The following is a 17,492-nucleotide window of genomic DNA, read 5'->3' as shown; positions in this document are numbered from 1 at the left end:
GGCTTAGCCACGTTGCATCGCCAACGCCGTCTGAACGAAGTTGTCCCGCAGTGCGTCGGCGCGCTGCGGATCCCAGGCGATACCGACCTGCCACTCCGTCTCTTCGCCGCTCAGCGGCAGAATGTCGATACCGGCCGGCGCGATGTGCGTGATGCTGTGCGGCAGCAGCGCGACACCGACGCCGGCGGCGACCAGCGCCAGCAGCGTCTGGATATCGCCGGCCTGCTGCACCACGTTCGGCGTCAACCGGTGAGCGGCGATAAACCGCAGCGACTGATCGCTCAGCCCGCGCCCGCGTTTCGGCGTCAGCTGCAACAGCGGCAGCTGATTGAAACACGCCATCAGGTCGTCGGCCCGCAGTGCCAGCGCGCCCGGCGCGGCCAGCACCAGCCGGTCGCTCAGCAACGCCACGCCGCACAGCGGCGTAGTGACCGGTAAGCGCACGAATCCCGCCTGCAACTCGCCCTGCAGCAACAGCTGATACTGCCGCTCCGACGGTATGTCCTCCAGCCCAATGGCCACCTCGGGAAAACGCTGGCGAAAGGCGGCCACCAGCTGCGGCGCCAGATGAAAACTGGAGAGGCCAAATCCCAGCGCCAGCCGCCCCGCTTCCCCGAGCGCTACCCTCCGGGCGCGCCGCTGAAACTGCTGGTACTGTTCCACCAGCGCCTGCGCCTCCGGGTAAAGCCGCTGCCCGCCAGCGGTGAGCGCAGCTCCCTGCCGGCCACGCTCGAACAGCCGAACGCCGAGCTGGGTTTCCAGCGCTTGAATCTGCTTGCTCAGCGCCGGTTGGCTAATGCACAGCAGGCTCGCCGCCTGCCGATAGTTGCCCTGTTCGGCCAGCGCCACCAGGGCGCGCAGTTGTTTTATATCCATTCCATCCGGTTATCAAATAGGGAATTTAATTGATTATACAGTAATCAATCCACCTGCTGTAATCAACGCAGACCCCAACCGGAGAGACACCATGACCCCTTCACTTCGCGCCGCCACGGTGCAATTCCAGCACCGCGCCAACGATAAGAATTACAACCTGTCGACCATGGAACGCTTTATCACGGAGGCGGCCGAGCAGCAGATACAGCTGCTGGCCTTCCCGGAAATGTGCATCACCGGCTATTGGCACGTGCGCCATCTGTCCGACGCCGAGGTGCGCGCGCTGGCGGAGCCGATCGCGAGCAGCCCTTCTCTGGCGCGCATTCGCCCGCTGGCGGAGCGTTATAACATGGCGATCGGCGTCGGGCTGATCGAACTGGGCGACGACTGCCGTTGCTACAACGCCTATGCCGTTTGTCTGCCGGACGGCGAGCTGCATGTGCACCGTAAACTGCACGCCTTCGAACACCCGGCTATCGCCAGCGGCGACCGCTACACGGTGTTCGATACCCCCTGGGGCGTGCGCGTGGGCGTCTTGATCTGCTGGGACAACAATCTGGTGGAAAATGTGCGCGCCACGGCGCTGCTGGGCGCGGAGGTGTTGATCGCCCCGCACCAGACCGGCGGCACCCATTCGCGCAGCCCGCACGGCATGAAGCCGATCCCGCAGGCGCTGTGGCAACGGCGTGCGGAAGATCCGCAGGCGATAGAAGCCGCCTTTCGCGGCGAACACGGCCGCGGCTGGCTGATGCGCTGGCTGCCGTCGCGCGCTCACGACAACGGGCTGTTCTTACTGTTCAGCAACGGCGTGGGCCGCGATGACGATGAGATACGCACCGGCAACGCGATGATCCTCGATCCTTACGGCCACATCGTGGCGGAGACCTGGGCGGCGGAGGATCGGATGGTCAGCGCCGAACTCGATCTGACGCTGATCCCGCTCAGCACCGGCCGCCGCTGGATTTACGGACGCCGCCCCGAGCTGTATGGGCTACTGACCGAGCCGCAAGGCTATGAGCGCGATGCCCGCAGCGCACGCTTTTCTACGCAGCCGACGGGACACGGCGGCCGATAACAGATAAAAAAAATCCGCCCGAAGGCGGATTTTTTATCGGTGCGGCAAAGCCTGCCGCAGGTTCATGCCCGCAGGCACGAACAGGCTTAGAAGCGGTAGCCTACGCCAACGTTCCAGGTGCCAACGTCAACGCTGCGAATGCGGTTCTGCTCGTAACCAACATCCAGGGCAACGTTCTCGATTGGGTTGAACTGCAGACCGGCACCGTAGGTGAAGCCGTAGTCAGCGGTGTCGTGACGAGAAGTGCCGTTCTGAGCGTTGGTAGTGAATTTACCGTAACCCAGGCCAACCAGACCGTAGATGCTCGCCCAGTCATTGATGCGGTATGCTGGACCGGCAGAGATAGAGTTGTACTGAGCTTTGTTGTAGAAACCGTCCTGAGAACCGTCCTTTTCCAGGTGGGTAAAGGAACCGATTACGCCCAGTGGGTTGTTGTCGAACTCGTAACGGTATTTCAGGTTGAAACCGTCGGCCTTGTTAGCAACGCCTTGGAAATCGCCCTGCGCATAGCCAGCGGATACGGTGCTCTGACCAGCGAATGCGGTACCTGCGCTAACTGCTAATACGCAAGCTGCTACTGCGGAAAGACATGCAATTTTTTTCATAACCACCTCAAACGCGTTTTATTATTAAGTACATCCATTTGTTCATGCTTTGAAAATATAACAAAAATTAGCGTGAAACTCTGCCTTGAAATGAGTGTCTAATGCTTTATATCGTGTAACAGAAGATTTCAAGAACAGTGTATCTTCTTCTTTTCGCTCTATTTTCGGCCGTATTCTACGGCTTTCTGTGACAAAAATCACCTATTTAATATCCAGATAATTCTTAAGAAAAAGCGCACTTTTTGACCAAATCCGCCACATCTCATCCGAGGATCGGCGGATTTCACCGCGATGCGCGCTTTTCTCAGACAGATTTTCGCATTTCATTTACACTGCTCGCATCCCCGTTTCGACCGTTTTCTCAAGGCTGAGGAACGGCGCATAAAAGGCCCGTTAAGGATGTCGTTATCTACTTCCGGCAGAGCGCCCTCCGTGCTGCTGCCCATCTGTCTGTTAATCATCGCCATGGTGTCGATCCAGAGCGGTGCCTCCTTGGCCAAAAGCCTGTTCCCGATCGTGGGCGCGGAAGGCATCACGACGCTGCGTCTTTTCATCGGCACCCTGATTCTGTTCATCATCTTCCGCCCGTGGCGCATGCGCATCGCCGCCGGCAGCCGCTTGCCGCTGCTGATTTACGGCCTGTCGCTCGGCGCGATGAACTACCTGTTCTACCTGTCGCTGCGCACCGTGCCGCTCGGTATCGCCGTGGCGCTCGAGTTTACCGGCCCGCTGGCGGTGGCCATGTTCTCGTCGCGGCGGCCGATCGACTTTCTCTGGGTGGCGTTGGCGATTGCCGGGCTGTGGTTCCTGCTGCCGCTCGGCCACGGCGTGGGCGGAATCGACCCGTTCGGTGCCGCCTGCGCGCTCGGCGCCGGCGCCTGCTGGGCGGTCTATATCATCTTCGGCCAGAAGGCCGGCGGCGATCACGGCCCCGGCACGGTGGCGCTCGGCTCGCTGATCGCCGCGTTGGTTTTCTGCCCGATCGGCGCCTGGCAAACCGGCAGCGTGCTGTTCAACATCGATATTCTGCCGGTAGCGCTGGCCGTGGCAGTCCTCTCCACCGCGCTGCCTTATTCGTTGGAGATCATCGCGCTGCCCAAAATCCCGGCGCGCACCTTCGGTACCTTAATGAGCCTGGAACCGGCGATGGCGGCGCTGTCCGGCATGCTGTTCCTCTGTGAACACCTGAGCGGTGTGCAATGGTTGGCCCTGGCGGCCATCATCGCCGCCTCCATGGGTTCCGCCCTAACCATTCGCCCCAAATCGCGTCTCGAAAGCCTTTCCTGAGCGCCCGACCCGCCTGCCCGCCGCTACGCCGGAATGCAGGCGGGTTAACTGTTTTCCTCGTGACAAGTCGGCATACTTCCCCTTAGCCTGTACCGCAGGCACTTTGGACTTTCGCTCACATGGAGAATAACAGTGATTCACAACAGCCTGTTCAACCCACGCTTCGGCCGCGGACTCGCGCCGGCGCTGGTTTCAACCCTGACAGAGTTGCGCCAATGCGACCTGCCCGAACTGGCGCCGGGGCATCATCCGATCGACGGCGACAACATCTTTATGGACGTAACGACGCTGATCACCACGCCGGCGGCGGAGAAACGCGCCGAAATGCATCAGGAGTACATCACGCTGCATCTGCTGATCAGCGGTGAAGAGCGCATCGAATACGGGCTGGCGGGCGACTGGCATCGCGAGCAACCCCATGCGGGAAATAGCGAGCTTCTGCTGCTGGACATCAAACGCCACCCGCAAACGCTGCACATGACGCACGGCATGTTCGCTATCTTTTTCCAGATGGAACCGCACAAAACCGGCTGTCTATGGCAGCGGCCGCAGCAAGTCAAGAAAGCGGTAGTGAAGATCCATCACCGCCTGCTGCGGTGATCCTGCGGCATCGTCCGTAGAAAATCAGCGGCCTGGCGGGGGGAGCGCAAGCGTATGAAACGGCATTTGGTGCTGGCCATCTCCGCCAGGTATTTTTTCCGGTTCTTGGAGTATGTGCGGATCGTCCAGAGCACGATCGACTCGCGGCTGAAGAAAGAACGGCGAAAGCTTTCCCGATTACCAGTGCCCGGCCACAGCTCACGTTTGCTGGCCGCGCGTCGGCACGCGCGGCGCACGGCTTGCCACAGCGTGCGCCCAAAACCGTAGTCCAGCCACAGGATATAGTCGACCTCGCGCCACTTGATCGGCTGCGTGCGGCTGTAGTTGCCGTCCAGCACCCAGCCTTCGCCCGCTTCGGCCAGCGCCTGCTCAAGCCGTGTTTGGAACTCGTCATCAGGCGTTCCTTGCCACTCGGGCCGCCAATAGAGCCTGTCCATTTCGATATAGGGAACGCCAAACCGTTCCGCCAGTTGACGCGCCAGGGTGCTTTTACCACTGCCGCTGGTGCCGACGACGTTAATTTTCATCACTCGTCAATCCAGTAAAGAACGGGGATAATCTCCCTACTGTAACTGCATCAATTACGGCTATCAATCTGAATAGGCTTAAAATTAACACCGCGATAACAAAGTGGATATTCTTCTGAGGCCGGCATGCTCAATGAAAATAAAATAACAGGGATAAACCGTCACTGCGGTAAATAATAAACCTGCAACAAAAAATAAAAAAACCAATAAAAATCAATTTCATTAATCAAAAACAAAAGCCACATTAAAATATTGCCATTAGGCTAATCCTATTTGTGCAATAGCCATTTTCGTACGGCAAAAATAAATACCCCTGCTATAATTGATCTCGTAACGAAATAGGACAACGACTAATCAAGAGGATATCTGATATGAGTACCGCTAAACTGGTGAAAACGAAATCTTCTGATCTGCTGTATACCCGTAACGATCTGGACGAAAAAGTCAAACTGGCCGCCATCAAGGCGCTTAACCATCAGGTCGTGCAATTTATCGATCTTTCGCTGATCACCAAACAAGCGCACTGGAACATGCGCGGCGCGAACTTCATCGCGGTCCATGAAATGCTGGACGGCTTCCGCACCGCCATCATCGAGCATCAGGACACCTTCGCCGAGCGCGTGGTGCAGTTGGGCGGCGTCGCACTGGGCACCGTACAGGTGGTCAACGATCGCACGCCGCTGAAAAGCTATCCGACCAATATCCACAGCGTGCAGGAGCACCTGAAAGCGCTGGCCGATCGCTACGGCGCGGTAGCGAATGACATCCGCAAGGCGATTACCGAAGTGGAAGACGAAGACACCGCCGACATGTTCACCGCCGCTTCGCGCGATCTGGACAAGTTCCTGTGGTTCATCGAATCCAATATCGAATAACGCGCAAGCGTTGCAAATCGCCCGTCGTTCCGGGCAGAACAGGCTGGGCTTTGCCCGGCCTGTTTTCTTTTGCGCGACCGTTGCATTGTACAAAAAACGGCCCATATTAAACGGTAAGGTTCCCTTGTCAGGAGGTAATGATGGCCAGCGGCTGGGCGGCGGACGGCGCCGTACAAGATCAGATTGATTCCACCGTCGACGATGCGGTGCAGCGCGCGCGTGAAGCGCTCGGGCACGGCGAGAGCGAACGCTATTGCCAGGAATGCGGAGAGGCGATCCCCGAGGCGCGCCGCAAGGCGTTAACGGGCGTGCGTTTTTGTCTCGCCTGCCAGACCGAACAAGACAAAAAACACGCGGCCGCCAGCCTGTACAACCGGCGCGGCAGCAAAGACAGCCAGTTGCGCTAGCATTATCTGCTCCCCCTTTTGCGCCCTCGCGGCCCCGCTTGCACCGTCAGTGCATCATGAAAGTTAGAGTTAGTTATCAATATTGAAGCAAAAACGTTAAAGAACGGTTGTTTCACAGCCAAAATTTGGTTAATGATAGCCCCGTGCACCAAGATAATTCTTACGCACCATTTTGGTGCCTCACCTTGGTGCACAACCATAACAATTCGCCTTTCCGGCACAACATCACGCACTAACTCTTTGTTTTTATAGCAGTTGAAAACATGGCACGATTTTTTCATGGCACCAAATGCAATATAAAAAATGGGTAATCCGCAACCTGTACAGGAATTCCTCTCATGAAGTCGATTTTTAAAGTCTCCCTGGCCGCACTCTCCCTGGCCTTTGCCGTAAGTTCCCACGCAGCAGACAAACTGGTGGTCGCCACCGACACCGCTTTCGTTCCTTTTGAGTTCAAACAAGGCGACAAATACGTCGGCTTCGACATCGACCTGTGGGCCGCCGTCGCCAAAGAGCTGAAGCTGGACTACACCCTGAAACCGATGGACTTCGGCGGCATCATTCCGGCGCTGCAGACCAAAAACGTCGACCTGGCGCTGGCCGGCATCACCATCACCGATGAGCGCAAAAAAGCCATCGACTTCTCCGACGGCTACTACAAGAGCGGCCTGCTGGTGATGGTCAACGCCGACAACAACAGCGTGAAAAGCATCGACGATCTGAACGGCAAAGTGGTGGCGGTGAAGAGCGGCACCGGCTCGGTGGATTACGCCAAGCAGCACATCAAAACCAAGGACCTGCGCCAGTTCCCTAACATCGACAACGCCTACATGGAACTGGGCACCAAGCGCGCCGATGCGGTGCTGCACGACACGCCAAACATCCTATACTTCATTAAGACGGCCGGCGCCGGCAAGTTCAAAACCGTAGGCGATTCGCTGGAAGCACAGCAGTATGGCATCGCCTTCCCTAAAGGCAGCGACGAGCTGCGCGAGAAGGTGAACGGCGCGCTGAAAACCCTGCGCGCGAACGGCACCTATAACGAGATCTACAAGAAGTGGTTCGGCACCGAACCTAAGTAAGCTGTGAATTTGGCAAGCTATTAACTTAAGCACAGGGGGTCGCTTAACCCCCTGCGCTTCGTTGTATCTGATACCCACGTTTGGGATCACCGGGAGAAATATCATGCAGTTCGACTGGAGCGCCATCTGGCCCGCCATTCCTATCTTGTTAGAGGGCGCCAAAATGACCCTGTGGATTTCGGTCCTCGGTCTGATTGGCGGCCTGATCATCGGCCTCGTCGCCGGCTTTGCCCGCACCTACGGCGGTTGGATCGCCAACCACATCGCGTTGGTGTTTATCGAAGTAATTCGCGGCACGCCGATCGTGGTACAGGTGATGTTCATCTACTTCGCCCTGCCGATGGCATTTAGCGACTTGCGCATCGATCCGTTCACCGCGGCGGTGGTGACCATCATGATCAACTCCGGCGCCTACATCGCGGAAATCACCCGCGGCGCGGTGCTGTCGATTCATAACGGTTTCCGCGAGGCCGGCCTGGCGCTCGGCCTGTCGCGCCGCGAAACCATCCGCTACGTCATTATGCCGCTGGCGCTGCGCCGCATGCTGCCGCCGCTGGGCAACCAGTGGATCATCAGCATCAAAGACACCTCGCTGTTCATCGTGATCGGCGTGGCGGAGCTGACCCGTCAGGGTCAGGAAATTATTGCCGGTAACTTCCGCGCGCTGGAAATCTGGAGCGCCGTGGCGGTTATCTATCTGATTATTACCCTGGTGCTGAGCTTCGTGCTGCGTCGTCTGGAAAGAAGGATGAAAATCCTGTGATTGAATTTAAAAACGTCTCCAAGCATTTTGGCCAAACCCAGGTGCTGCACAACATCGATTTGAAGATCGACAAAGGCGAAGTGGTGGTGATCATCGGGCCGTCGGGCTCCGGTAAATCTACCCTGCTACGCTGCATCAACAAGCTGGAGGAAGTCACCAGCGGCGATCTGATCGTCGACGGCCTGAAAGCCAACGATCCGAAAGTGGACGATCGGTTGATCCGCCAGGAAGCCGGCATGGTGTTCCAGCAGTTCTACCTGTTCCCGCACCTGACGGCGCTGGAAAACGTCGCCTTTGGCCCGATCCGCGTGCGCGGCGCGAAGAAGTCCGATGCGGAAAAACTGGCGCGCGAGCTGCTGGCCAAGGTCGGTCTGGCGGAGCGTGCCCACCACTATCCGTCCGAGCTGTCGGGCGGCCAGCAACAGCGCGTGGCGATTGCGCGCGCGCTGGCGGTGAAGCCGAAAATGATGCTGTTCGACGAACCGACCTCTGCGCTCGATCCGGAGCTGCGCCATGAAGTGCTGAAGGTAATGCAGGATCTGGCCGAGGAAGGCATGACGATGGTCATCGTCACCCACGAAGTCGGCTTTGCCGAAAAAGTGGCGTCGCGCCTGATCTTTATCGATAAGGGCCGGATTGCCGAAGACGGCAACCCGCACGATCTGATCAACCATCCGCCAAGCCCGCGTCTGCAGGAGTTCCTGCAGCACGTGTCCTGATCCCGGCGGTTTAACGGCGGGCGCGCCACGCGCCCGCCGCTTTCATTCCGCACGCTCTCCCACGCCCCAACGCGCCATCTTTCCTACTATATTGATTGTTTTTCATCGTATTGCTTTTACATCCGCCGATCACAGAACGCCAAAGAGAGGAACAATGCCGCCAAACGCAGACTCCCGACGAGGTTCTCATCTGCGAGAACACCTGCTTTTCCTGCTGCTGTTGCTGACCCTGAACGTCTTCGCACCACCGGCCCTGGCGCAAAACGCGCCGCCCGCGCCCGCCGACAAAAGCGAGCAGCAGAAAGCCGCCTACGCCGCGCTGGCCGATCTGCTGCAGGACGACAAAGCGCGCGCGGAACTCATCAACCACCTAAAACAGGCCGCCGGCGACGCCCCCGCCACCGCCCCGGCAACGCCGGTGGAATCAACGCCGGCGACGTTGAGCGACAGCCTGAACTCGCTGGCACAGGAAGGCATCAGCACCTTTAACCAGAAGCTCGGCGCGCTGCAAAAGCTGATCGATTCCGGCCCGAAGCGCGTTTTCAATCCCGCCGGCTTTTTCCGCGCGCTGGGCTATTTTTTGCTGACGGTGGCGGTCACCTTTGCGCTGTTCCACCTGATCCGGCGGCTGATCGCGCCGCTGTACAAGCGCATGGGCAGTTGGGGGCACAACGCGCGGCTGCAGCGCGGCCCGTGGTATAAGCGCCCCGCCGCCATTCTCGGCGCTTTCGCCGTCGATCTGCTGGTGTTGCTGCTGGCGCTGGCGGCGGGCAACCTGTTCGCCCGCCACGTCCACGCCGACAGCGCCACCATTCTGCGGCTGCAGACCCTGTTTCTCAGCGCCTTTGCGGTGATTGAATTCTTCAAAGCGGTGCTACGGCTGATTTTCGCCCCCAACTTCGACTATCTGCGCCCCTTCCCCTTCAGCGACCCGAGCGCGCGCTACTGGAACACGCGCCTCGCCTGGCTCAGCGGGCTGATCGGCTACGGCCTGATGGTGGTGGTGCCGGTGGTGGCGGTGCAGATCAGCTACCCGGCCGCCGCCGCCGTCAACCTGGTGGTGATGCTGGCGCTGACGCTGTATGCCATCTGGCTGATCCTGCACAACCGCAAGCCGATACAGCAACAGATCAACCTGCTGGCCGAACGGTCGATGGCGTTTTTCAGCGTGATCCTGCGCGGCCTGGGGCATATCTGGCACCTGCTGGCGATCGCCTATTTTCTGGTGTTGTTCGTGCTGTCCCAGTTCGACATCGGCAACAGCCTGCGCTTTATGATGAGCGCCACGGTGAAAAGCCTGCTGGTGGTCGGCGTCGGCGCTCTGCTGTCCGGCATGCTGACCCGCTGGATTTTCCGCCGCATTTCGCTGCCGACCGACGTCAATCTGCGCTATCCGATGCTTGAGCGGCGCATCAACTCCTATATTCCCAACGGGTTGAAGATACTGCGGGTGATGGTGGTGCTGGCGGTGACGCTGTTCCTGCTTGACGCCTGGCACCTGATTAATCTGTACCAGTGGGCAGGCAGCGAAAATGGCCAGCGGACGCTCGGCGGGCTGGTGCATATCCTGCTGATCCTGCTGATCGCCGTCTTCAGTTGGACGCTGATGGCCAGCATCATCGAGCACCGCCTGGCGTTGGAACTCAGTAACGGCGTGCGGCCGAGCGCGCGCGAACGCACGCTGCTGACGCTGTTTCGCAACGTGCTGGCTATCGTGATCAGCACCATTACCGTGATGATCGTGCTGTCGCAGGTGGGGCTGAACATCGCGCCGCTGCTGGCGGGTGCCGGCGCGCTGGGGCTGGCTATCAGCTTCGGCGCCCAGACGCTGGTGAAAGACGTGATCACCGGCGTGTTCATCCAGTTCGAAAACGGCATGAACACCGGCGAATACGTCACCGTCAGCGGCATCACCGGCACCGTGGAGCGCATGACCATCCGCTCGATCGGCCTGCGCGATGACTACGGCGTCTACCACATCGTGCCGTACTCCTCGATCACTACGCTGGCCAACTATGCGCGCGAATTCGGGGTGTATCGCGCCAACTACACCGTCAGCCGCGACGAGGATATCGATCGGGTCAATGAGGTACTGCATCAGGCCGTCGCGGCGCTGAAGCAAGATGAGCAGGTGAAGCATTTCCTGATTGGCGAGCCGGTCTTCAACGGCGTGGTGGCGCTGGGCGACCGCTCGTTCACCACCCGCGTGACGGTACGCACGCAGGCGCTGAAACAGTGGGTGGTGCAATACGCCCTCGATCGGCTGGTGAAAATCCATTTCGATCGGGCCGGCATCGGCATGCCGCAGCAGGCGATGCAGATCTCCCGCGCGCCGCAGCCGCACGAAGAACAGGCACCGCCCGCGGCTCCCGGCGGTTAGCGCTCGCGCCCGCAGGGCTGGGTGGCCAGGAAGGCCGACACGTCCTGTCGGTAGGCGTCGTATTGCACCGAGCGCGGGGCAAACAGCCCCACCACGTTGATCAGCCACGGATGGCGGGCGAACAGCGGTTTAATCATCACGTGGTCGGCCTCGTCGATGCGCGTTACCGTCAGCAGCGAGGCCGGGATCGTTTGCCGATACACGCGCTCGGTTTCGTCCGCGTCGACGTTGACGTCGCGCCCGCCCAGGATCAGGTGCACCGGCGTGGCGAAATGCCGCAATCCCGCCGTCGCGTCGCTGGCCATGTTGGCGCGAATAAAGCGCCAGCGGTCGGCGCTCAATGCGGCGGCGGCGCCATACTCGCGGCGGTACTGGGCGTAGCCGTCCGGTTGCTCGAGCAGCGTCTGGATATGGCGCCAGTGCGCTTCGCGCGCCTGGATTTTCGCTTCATCTTCCCCCGCCGTCGCCATCGCCGCGCGGGTGTTGTAACGCCCCTGCCGCAGCCAGTTGATCGCCGGCGCCAGCGCCAGCGTGAAGGCGATGTCGGGGCGCAAACGCGCCACCTCCGGCATCACCCACCCCGCCTGGCTGGTGCCCCATAACCCCACGCAGCGCGCATCGAAGCGCCCGTCCCGCCGGGCCCAGTCGATGATATCGGCGGTTTCCCGCGCGCGATCCGCCATGGTCTGGTGCAGCCAGTTGCCGCTGGAGCCGCCAACGCCCGGCTTATCGAAAGATAAAACCGCGTAGCCCTGCTGCGCCATCGCCTCCCAAATGCCGTAATAGCCTTCATCGCGGCTGGCGTTGGCCGGCCCATCGCCGTGCACGAACACCACGACGCCGGGCTTGACCGGCGCATGCTGCGGCAGCACCAGCGTGCCGGTCAGCCGGTTGCCGCCGGCCGTCACCACGACGGGTTCGGTGATAAAGTGGAAATCGTTGACGTAAACGATCCAACCGAATGCCGACAAGAGCAGCACCACGCTGTATAGCCCTATTCTGCGCACGTCGCCTCCCCGCAGAGTCTCTCCATCAATAGCCAGTCGGCCTGGCCGAACAGTAACCCCAGCAAGGCATAATGTTCTTCGCGTCGCACCTGAAAACCGCAACGCCGATACAGGCGCAGCGCATCCACGTTGCGCCGGCTGACGTGCAGGCTCAGGCGCCGGCCCGCGCCTTGCCCGGCAGCGTAGTCGTTCATCCACTGCAGCAGCCGCTTGCCTACCCCTTTGCCGCGCTGATTCTCGGCCACTGCCAGGTAAGAGAGATACAGTTCATCGGCCGCCGGGGTGTGCCGCAACACCGCCATTTGCAGATACATGCGCCAAACGTTCAGCCAACCATAGCGGCGGCACAGCCGCCAAATCGGCAAGGCATGCGGACGCCGCCCGGCGTTGTTCTCGCCAGCGGCCGCATTGAGGGCAAAGGCCGCCACCACCTGTTCATCCTGCTTCACCACGAAGCTGCGCTCCCGGCTGCCGCTTTGCTTCCAACGCCACAGCCGATAGAACAAACGCCATTGAAGGCGGGGGCTCAGACGGCGCGCGCGCTGGAACTTGTCGCAGAACGCGGCGTAGATCAGCGCCGCTGTTTGCAGGCGGTCAGCATCGCGATACGGCTCAATGTGCAGCATATCCACCTCGACTAGGGATGCCGGTAGAGCAGCTGTTCCAACAGCCGCACCGGCGTAGTCTCCTCCGGCGCGGACGACGCAAAGATCGCCTGCCGCCAGGCCTGACTTTCGATCACGTCCAGCACCAGCTGCGCGAGCGGCAACGGCGCTATCGCCGGTGCAATCTCACCGGTTTGCTGAGCCTCGGCGATAACCGTCGCCAGCGCCTCAATCAGCTGCCGCTGGTTAGCGCCGAACGGCTCGGCCAACGCCGGGGTGCGTGCCACCTCCGCCACGATCTCCGCCGACAGCTGCACATTGGCTGGCTCGGCGACAAAAGCGTGATAGGCGGTAAAAAAGGCCGACAGCGCCTGCTTCGGCCGCTTTCTGTCGGCCCGCAATCCGGCGGCAAACTCGGCGAATACGCCGTTTTCCAGCAGCGCAATCTCGCCGATCAACGCCTCCTTGCCGGTAAAGTGGTTATAGAGGTTGCCGACGCTGACGCCCGCCGCCTGCGCGATATCCCGCATGCTGGTCTGGTGAAATCCCTTATGGGTAAAGCTGTGCAGCGCGGCCTCGACAATCTTTTCTCGGTTTCCCATCGACAACTCCCGAAACGGTGAGGGGGGCGCCTGGCGCCATCGAATGAATGCGAACGAACGTTCGTTCACATTTAAGGATAGCATAGGCTGGTAAAATTGAACCGCGGCTCAACGGCGTGTGAATCAGCGGGAAGATAAAAACGCCGCCCTCGTTTCCGGCGGGCGGCGTGATGAAAACTCAGTGCAGCGCGTCGCCCTGCTTCACCGACGTAAACGCCTGCATCAGTTTCACGACGTCGTGCATGCCGATGTTGACCTGGTTGATCACTTCCCCGGCATCGTGGGTCAGCGCCACGCCGCCGCCAGCCTGCTCTACGCAGGTTGCCATGCCGGCAATCGCCGCCGCCACGCCTTGCTGAATGGACTTGGTCATGCGTTCGATCTCGGTCGCCGCCTTGCGCGACTGTTCCGCCAGCGTGCGCACTTCGTTGGCGACCACCGCAAAACCGCGCCCGTGTTCACCGGCGTGGGCGGCTTCGATGGAGGCGTTAATCGCCAGCAGGTTGGTTTGGGAGGCAATTTTACGAATGGCCTCGACAATGGTGCCGATCTGCTGAGAACACTTGCCGAGCTCGGTGACCACGTCCGAGGTTTCGCGCGCCGCCGCTTCGACCTGCTGCATGCCTTTCACCGCCTGTTGCACGATGATCGCGCCCTGCGCCGCCTGCCGATCGGTATCGAGCGACAGATGATGCGCGTTGCGCACCATCTCTTCTTCATGCTGCTGCTGTTGCATCAGCCGGGTGATGTCCTGGGCAATCTTCACCACTTTCACCACCTGGCCTTCGTTGTCGAGGATCGGGTTATAGCTGGCCTCCAGCCATACCCGTTCGCCTCGCCGGTTGAGGCGCTCAAAACGCCCGGTGATGAACTCGCCGCGCGCCAGGCGCTGCCAATGCCGCCGATAATCGTCGGAAGCGGCGAACTCCGGCGGGCACAGCACCGCATGCGACTGCCCGCACGCCTCTTCCAGCCGATAGCCCATCAGCGCCAGCATATTGTCGTTGGCGCTGACAATGGTGCCCTGCGGCGTGAAAGCGATCATCGCCATCGATCGATTCAGCGCCGCCAGCAGGCTGCGGTGTTCCTGCGCCTGGGTCACTCGCTCGGTCACCTCGCTGGCGATCTTGACGATTTCCACCACCTTACCCTGTTTATTCAGCACCGGCGCATAGGTGCCCTGCAGCCACACCGCCTCGCCGTTCTTCGCGATGCGCTTTATGGTATCCGTAATGGGTTGCCCCTTATTCAGCGTATCCCAATGCTTGCGATATAACGGGCTGGCGACATAGTTCGGATCGCAGAAAATACGGTGATGCCGGCCAATCACGTCATCGCGTTGAAATCCCAGCGTGCTGAGGAAAAGATCGTTGGCACGCAAGACCGTGCCGTCGGGCGAGAAGACGATCATCGGAACGGCGTGTTCTATCGCGCTCAGCTCGGCGCCTTTGTGGGTAGTTAACTGACTGAATCGTAACAGCATAAGGTGTAGTCCTTGTGGCAGATGATGGCGCTTTTCTTATTTTTGCCTGGCCACATGCCGCGCCCACACGCAGACGTGCCATCGCGGAAGGAACGGGCAGCGCCGTTCCTTCTGGTTATTGCTATTAACCGGATTAAATTTATTTATTCAGTAAAGTAATTATTAGAATTTAAATAAACTAACAGCCTAAGATTTTTATTACTAAACCCGTATTGAGAATAACGTAAGTGATGAAAATTGAAAGGTAAAATGCGGATTTTTGTCGGCGCCGGCAGGATAACCGGCGCCGGAAGGGTTAGCGCCAGCGTTCGGCTGCCCAGGCGGCCTGTTGCTCGGCGTCGTGGAAGGTCCAGGCGACGAAGCGGCTGATCTTCTGCCCTTGCGCCATCTCGATGGTGCGTACCTCGGCCGCGCCCGCCACGTTCAGCGCATGGTAAATGGCCGGCAGCGTGGTGTTTTTCGAGATGAGTGAGGTAAACCACAGGCAGTGGTTGGCCTTGCCGACGCTCTCTTCCACCATCTTGCGCACGAAGGCCTCTTCGCCGCCTTCGCACCACAGCTCGTTGTTCTTGCCGCCAAAGTTTTGCACCGGCTTGTCGGCCACTTCCCCTTTGCCCAGTTTATGCAGCTTGCGGCGGGTGCTGGCGCGCGCTTCCTGCTCGGACGCATGGAACGGCGGGTTGCACAGGGTGGCGTCGAATTTCTCGGCCGCGCCGATGATGCCGCTAAAAATCAGCTCAGGCTGTTTTTGCAGCCGCAGACGCACGCTGTTGCGCAGCGTCGGGTTCATCTCGACGATCATCTTGGCCGAGTTGAGCGACACCGGATCGATTTCAGACCCGGTGAAACGCCAGCCGTATTCGCGCAGGCCGACGATCGGGTAGATGCAGTTGGCGCCGACGCCGACGTCGAGGATCGCCACGCCCTTGCCGCGCGGGATCTCGCCGCCGTTGCTGGTCGCCAGCAGATCCGCCAGGTGGTGCAGATAATCGGCGCGGCCGGGGATCGGCGGGCACAGGTAGTCCGCCGGAATATCCCAGTGCTCGATGCCGTAAAAGTGTTGCAGCAACGCACGGTTGAGCATTTTCACCGCCGCCGGATCGGCGAAGTCCACCGAGACATCGCCCCAGGCGTTCGGTTTCACGAACGGCGCCAGCGCCGGGCAGCTGACTATCAGCGCCGGGAAGTCGTAGCGCGAACGATGACGGTTGCGCGGATGCAGGCCGCTTTTCTGCTGCGGGAAGGTTTTCTTTTTTTCCACCGTGACGGGCTCTCTTGAAGGTATTTCCGACGCGTAAGATAACACATCCGGCCCGCAATGGCGCAGCGGCGGGAAACCCGGCACAATGAAAGCTTCATCGATTGCCACAGGGTCCCCCATGAGCCGTGAATCTCGTTATTATTATGAACCTGCCGCCGGCCACGGCCTGCCGCACGATCCGCTGAACGCCATCGTCGGCCCGCGCCCCATCGGCTGGATCTCTTCCCGCAGCGCCGCCGGCTTGCGCAATCTGGCGCCCTACAGCTTTTTCAACTGCTTCAACTATCGCCCGCCCATCATCGGTTTCGCCAGCACCGGCTGGAAAGACAGCGTGGCGAATATCGTGGAAACCGGCGAGTTCGTTTGGAATCTGGCGACGCGCCCGCTGGCGGAAGCGATGAACAACAGCGCCATCAACCTGCCGCGCGGCGAGGATGAATTCGCCTTCGCCGGCGTCACGCCGCTGCCTGGGCGCCGGGTCAAAGCCGAGCGCGTGGCCGAAAGCCCGGTGAACTTCGAATGCCGCCTGACCCAGTGCATTCAGCTGCAAACCGCCGCCGGTGAACAGGTGGAAACCTGGCTGGTATTGGGCGAGGTGGTGGCGGTGCACCTCGATCCGGCGCTGCTGGACGAACACGGCGTCTACCAGACCGCCGCCGCCGAACCGATCCTGCGCGCCGGCGGCCCGACCGCCTACTATGGCATTTCCGAACAGCACCGTTTCGATCTGGCGCGCCCGACGCGTTGATCGTCTCCCCCCGTTTAGACAGAAGATGAACGGGGGAATAAATAATCAAAAAATCTGAACAAAACCATCAACACTCTCCGATTTCATCCCGCCTGTCACTGCGCAATAATCTTCCCATCGAAAGGCAACTCCCTTTCTCCCTAATTCACTTTGACAGGAATGACGAACATGAAAACCATCAAAACTTTTGCTGCTGCTATCGCCCTGGCCACCGTTTCTTTCACCACTTTCGCCGCTGAGCACGTCAGCGCCCAGGATGCCGCCCAATTCGAAAAAGCCGGCGTGATCGTCGCCAGCGGCGCAACCGACCTGAGCAGCCTGAAGTCGCAGCTGGCCGCCAAAGCCGATGCGGCAGGCGCCAAGGCCTTCACCATCACCTCCACCAGCGGTAACAACCTGATGCACGCCACCGCGGTTATCTACAAATAATCACCGCCCCAGACGTCAAAAAGCCCGCCGGCTATCACCCCGGCGGGCTTTTTTTATGTTCAAGTGCATTAGCGCTGAATGGGTACGACAGCGAGTTTCTTGCCGTCCGCTTCGTCAGCCCCCCTGCGTAAACGAACCGGACAATGCTGCCGAAAATGGGT

General features: G+C 60.0%; 19 protein-coding genes. 11 read left to right on the top strand and 8 right to left on the bottom strand.

Translation table 11 applies throughout. The features are described from left to right. Positions 1–3: 3 nt before the first annotated feature. Positions 4–876 (bottom strand): LysR family transcriptional regulator, encoded by an 873-nt coding sequence (locus ACJ8HT_RS13125; RefSeq protein ID WP_197652152.1) that lies wholly within the window; start codon positions 874–876, stop codon positions 4–6. Positions 877–967: 91 nt separating this feature from the next. On the opposite strand from ACJ8HT_RS13125, the gene ACJ8HT_RS13120 reads away from it, so the two are divergent. Continuing rightward, positions 968–1,951 carry a nitrilase family protein gene (locus ACJ8HT_RS13120; protein WP_197652153.1) on the top strand — a complete coding sequence of 328 codons (984 nt, stop codon included), beginning with the start codon at positions 968–970 and terminating at the stop codon, positions 1,949–1,951. An 86-nt stretch (positions 1,952–2,037) separates the two neighbouring features. On the opposite strand, the gene ompX is transcribed toward ACJ8HT_RS13120, so the two are convergent. Next, complete coding sequence (ompX, locus tag ACJ8HT_RS13115) at positions 2,038–2,556, bottom strand: outer membrane protein OmpX (RefSeq protein WP_019454480.1); 519 nt, start codon at positions 2,554–2,556, stop codon at positions 2,038–2,040. A gap of 399 nt (positions 2,557–2,955) precedes the next feature. On the opposite strand from ompX, the gene rhtA reads away from it, so the two are divergent. Continuing rightward, complete coding sequence (gene rhtA, locus ACJ8HT_RS13110) at positions 2,956–3,843, top strand: threonine/homoserine exporter RhtA (protein ID WP_197652154.1); 888 nt, start codon at positions 2,956–2,958, stop codon at positions 3,841–3,843. Positions 3,844–3,975: 132 nt separating this feature from the next. Continuing rightward, complete coding sequence (locus ACJ8HT_RS13105; RefSeq protein ID WP_126180418.1) at positions 3,976–4,443, top strand: YhcH/YjgK/YiaL family protein; 468 nt, start codon at positions 3,976–3,978, stop codon at positions 4,441–4,443. Here the strand turns inward: ACJ8HT_RS13105 and ACJ8HT_RS13100 are convergent. Further along, positions 4,425–4,970 carry an AAA family ATPase gene (locus tag ACJ8HT_RS13100; protein ID WP_197652348.1) on the bottom strand — a complete coding sequence of 182 codons (546 nt, stop codon included), beginning with the start codon at positions 4,968–4,970 and terminating at the stop codon, positions 4,425–4,427. The two genes, ACJ8HT_RS13105 and ACJ8HT_RS13100, sit on opposite strands and share 19 nt — an antisense overlap. 371 nt (positions 4,971–5,341) lie before the next feature. On the opposite strand from ACJ8HT_RS13100, the gene dps reads away from it, so the two are divergent. From dps to ybiO, 6 genes are all read left to right on the top strand, one after another. Then, a complete protein-coding gene (gene dps / locus ACJ8HT_RS13095) occupies positions 5,342–5,845 on the top strand; it encodes a DNA starvation/stationary phase protection protein Dps (RefSeq protein WP_004939215.1) in 504 nt (167 codons plus the stop codon). A 140-nt stretch (positions 5,846–5,985) separates the two neighbouring features. After that, positions 5,986–6,252: a DksA/TraR family C4-type zinc finger protein gene (locus tag ACJ8HT_RS13090; RefSeq protein ID WP_038880495.1), complete on the top strand. Its 267-nt coding sequence runs from the start codon at positions 5,986–5,988 to the stop codon at positions 6,250–6,252. 338 nt (positions 6,253–6,590) lie between these two features. Next, a complete protein-coding gene (glnH, locus tag ACJ8HT_RS13085) occupies positions 6,591–7,334 on the top strand; it encodes a glutamine ABC transporter substrate-binding protein GlnH (RefSeq protein WP_038880498.1) in 744 nt (247 codons plus the stop codon). Positions 7,335–7,437: 103 nt separating this feature from the next. Further along, positions 7,438–8,097 (top strand): glutamine ABC transporter permease GlnP, encoded by a 660-nt coding sequence (glnP, locus tag ACJ8HT_RS13080; RefSeq protein ID WP_019454487.1) that lies wholly within the window; start codon positions 7,438–7,440, stop codon positions 8,095–8,097. Next, positions 8,094–8,816 (top strand): glutamine ABC transporter ATP-binding protein GlnQ, encoded by a 723-nt coding sequence (glnQ, locus tag ACJ8HT_RS13075; RefSeq protein ID WP_004939230.1) that lies wholly within the window; start codon positions 8,094–8,096, stop codon positions 8,814–8,816. Before glnP ends, glnQ begins: the two co-directional genes overlap by 4 nt. Before the next feature lie 154 nt (positions 8,817–8,970). Then, the gene (ybiO, locus tag ACJ8HT_RS13070) at positions 8,971–11,196 is read left to right on the top strand and encodes a mechanosensitive channel protein (RefSeq protein WP_197652155.1); all 2,226 of its coding nucleotides are present in this window, start codon (positions 8,971–8,973) and stop codon (positions 11,194–11,196) included. On the opposite strand, the gene ACJ8HT_RS13065 is transcribed toward ybiO, so the two are convergent. The 5 genes from ACJ8HT_RS13065 to rlmF all read right to left on the bottom strand — a co-directional run bounded on the left by ACJ8HT_RS13065 (position 11,193) and on the right by rlmF (position 16,154). Beyond that, positions 11,193–12,203 carry an alpha/beta fold hydrolase gene (locus tag ACJ8HT_RS13065; RefSeq protein WP_197652156.1) on the bottom strand — a complete coding sequence of 337 codons (1,011 nt, stop codon included), beginning with the start codon at positions 12,201–12,203 and terminating at the stop codon, positions 11,193–11,195. The genes ybiO and ACJ8HT_RS13065 overlap by 4 nt on opposite strands. Beyond that, positions 12,191–12,829: a GNAT family N-acetyltransferase gene (locus ACJ8HT_RS13060; protein ID WP_194571057.1), complete on the bottom strand. Its 639-nt coding sequence runs from the start codon at positions 12,827–12,829 to the stop codon at positions 12,191–12,193. The genes ACJ8HT_RS13065 and ACJ8HT_RS13060 overlap by 13 nt, the downstream gene beginning before the upstream one ends. 11 nt (positions 12,830–12,840) lie before the next feature. After that, entirely contained in the window at positions 12,841–13,410 is a 570-nt protein-coding gene (locus tag ACJ8HT_RS13055) for a TetR/AcrR family transcriptional regulator (RefSeq protein WP_049272508.1), read from the bottom strand. 178 nt (positions 13,411–13,588) lie between these two features. Further along, positions 13,589–14,893 carry a methyl-accepting chemotaxis protein gene (locus ACJ8HT_RS13050; protein ID WP_197652157.1) on the bottom strand — a complete coding sequence of 435 codons (1,305 nt, stop codon included), beginning with the start codon at positions 14,891–14,893 and terminating at the stop codon, positions 13,589–13,591. Between the two features lie 295 nt (positions 14,894–15,188). Beyond that, on the bottom strand, positions 15,189–16,154 hold the full coding sequence (gene rlmF, locus ACJ8HT_RS13045) for a 23S rRNA (adenine(1618)-N(6))-methyltransferase RlmF (protein WP_194571527.1): 966 nt from the start codon (positions 16,152–16,154) through the stop codon (positions 15,189–15,191). Between the two features lie 118 nt (positions 16,155–16,272). Here rlmF and ACJ8HT_RS13040 point away from each other — a divergent pair, with 118 nt between their 5' ends. Continuing rightward, entirely contained in the window at positions 16,273–16,902 is a 630-nt protein-coding gene (locus ACJ8HT_RS13040) for a flavin reductase family protein (RefSeq protein WP_049200915.1), read from the top strand. A gap of 168 nt (positions 16,903–17,070) precedes the next feature. After that, positions 17,071–17,331, top strand: a complete 261-nt coding sequence (gene bhsA, locus ACJ8HT_RS13035; protein ID WP_015377148.1) for a multiple stress resistance protein BhsA — start codon at positions 17,071–17,073, stop codon at positions 17,329–17,331. The last annotated feature ends 161 nt before the right edge of the window (positions 17,332–17,492 follow it).

The sequence above is a fragment of the Serratia sp. CY44782 genome, from assembly GCF_052168715.1.
Lineage (GTDB): Bacteria > Pseudomonadota > Gammaproteobacteria > Enterobacterales > Enterobacteriaceae > Serratia > Serratia nevei.
The sequence above is the reverse complement of the archived record's forward strand: the minus strand, read 5'-3'. Positions and strand labels throughout refer to the sequence as shown.

Bases quoted from the DNA above. Each gene is read 5' to 3' on its own strand.
- ACJ8HT_RS13125 (WP_197652152.1), bottom strand. From the start codon at position 876: ATGGATATAAAACAACTGCGCGCCCTGGTGGCGCTGGCCGAACAGGGC.
- ACJ8HT_RS13120 (WP_197652153.1), top strand. From the start codon at position 968: ATGACCCCTTCACTTCGCGCCGCCACGGTGCAATTCCAGCACCGCGCC.
- ompX (WP_019454480.1), bottom strand. From the start codon at position 2,556: ATGAAAAAAATTGCATGTCTTTCCGCAGTAGCAGCTTGCGTATTAGCA.
- rhtA (WP_197652154.1), top strand. From the start codon at position 2,956: ATGTCGTTATCTACTTCCGGCAGAGCGCCCTCCGTGCTGCTGCCCATC.
- ACJ8HT_RS13100 (WP_197652348.1), bottom strand. From the start codon at position 4,970: ATGAAAATTAACGTCGTCGGCACCAGCGGCAGTGGTAAAAGCACCCTG.
- dps (WP_004939215.1), top strand. From the start codon at position 5,342: ATGAGTACCGCTAAACTGGTGAAAACGAAATCTTCTGATCTGCTGTAT.
- ACJ8HT_RS13090 (WP_038880495.1), top strand. From the start codon at position 5,986: ATGGCCAGCGGCTGGGCGGCGGACGGCGCCGTACAAGATCAGATTGAT.
- glnH (WP_038880498.1), top strand. From the start codon at position 6,591: ATGAAGTCGATTTTTAAAGTCTCCCTGGCCGCACTCTCCCTGGCCTTT.
- glnP (WP_019454487.1), top strand. From the start codon at position 7,438: ATGCAGTTCGACTGGAGCGCCATCTGGCCCGCCATTCCTATCTTGTTA.
- ybiO (WP_197652155.1), top strand. From the start codon at position 8,971: ATGCCGCCAAACGCAGACTCCCGACGAGGTTCTCATCTGCGAGAACAC.
- ACJ8HT_RS13060 (WP_194571057.1), bottom strand. From the start codon at position 12,829: ATGCTGCACATTGAGCCGTATCGCGATGCTGACCGCCTGCAAACAGCG.
- ACJ8HT_RS13055 (WP_049272508.1), bottom strand. From the start codon at position 13,410: ATGGGAAACCGAGAAAAGATTGTCGAGGCCGCGCTGCACAGCTTTACC.
- ACJ8HT_RS13050 (WP_197652157.1), bottom strand. From the start codon at position 14,893: ATGCTGTTACGATTCAGTCAGTTAACTACCCACAAAGGCGCCGAGCTG.
- ACJ8HT_RS13040 (WP_049200915.1), top strand. From the start codon at position 16,273: ATGAGCCGTGAATCTCGTTATTATTATGAACCTGCCGCCGGCCACGGC.
- bhsA (WP_015377148.1), top strand. From the start codon at position 17,071: ATGAAAACCATCAAAACTTTTGCTGCTGCTATCGCCCTGGCCACCGTT.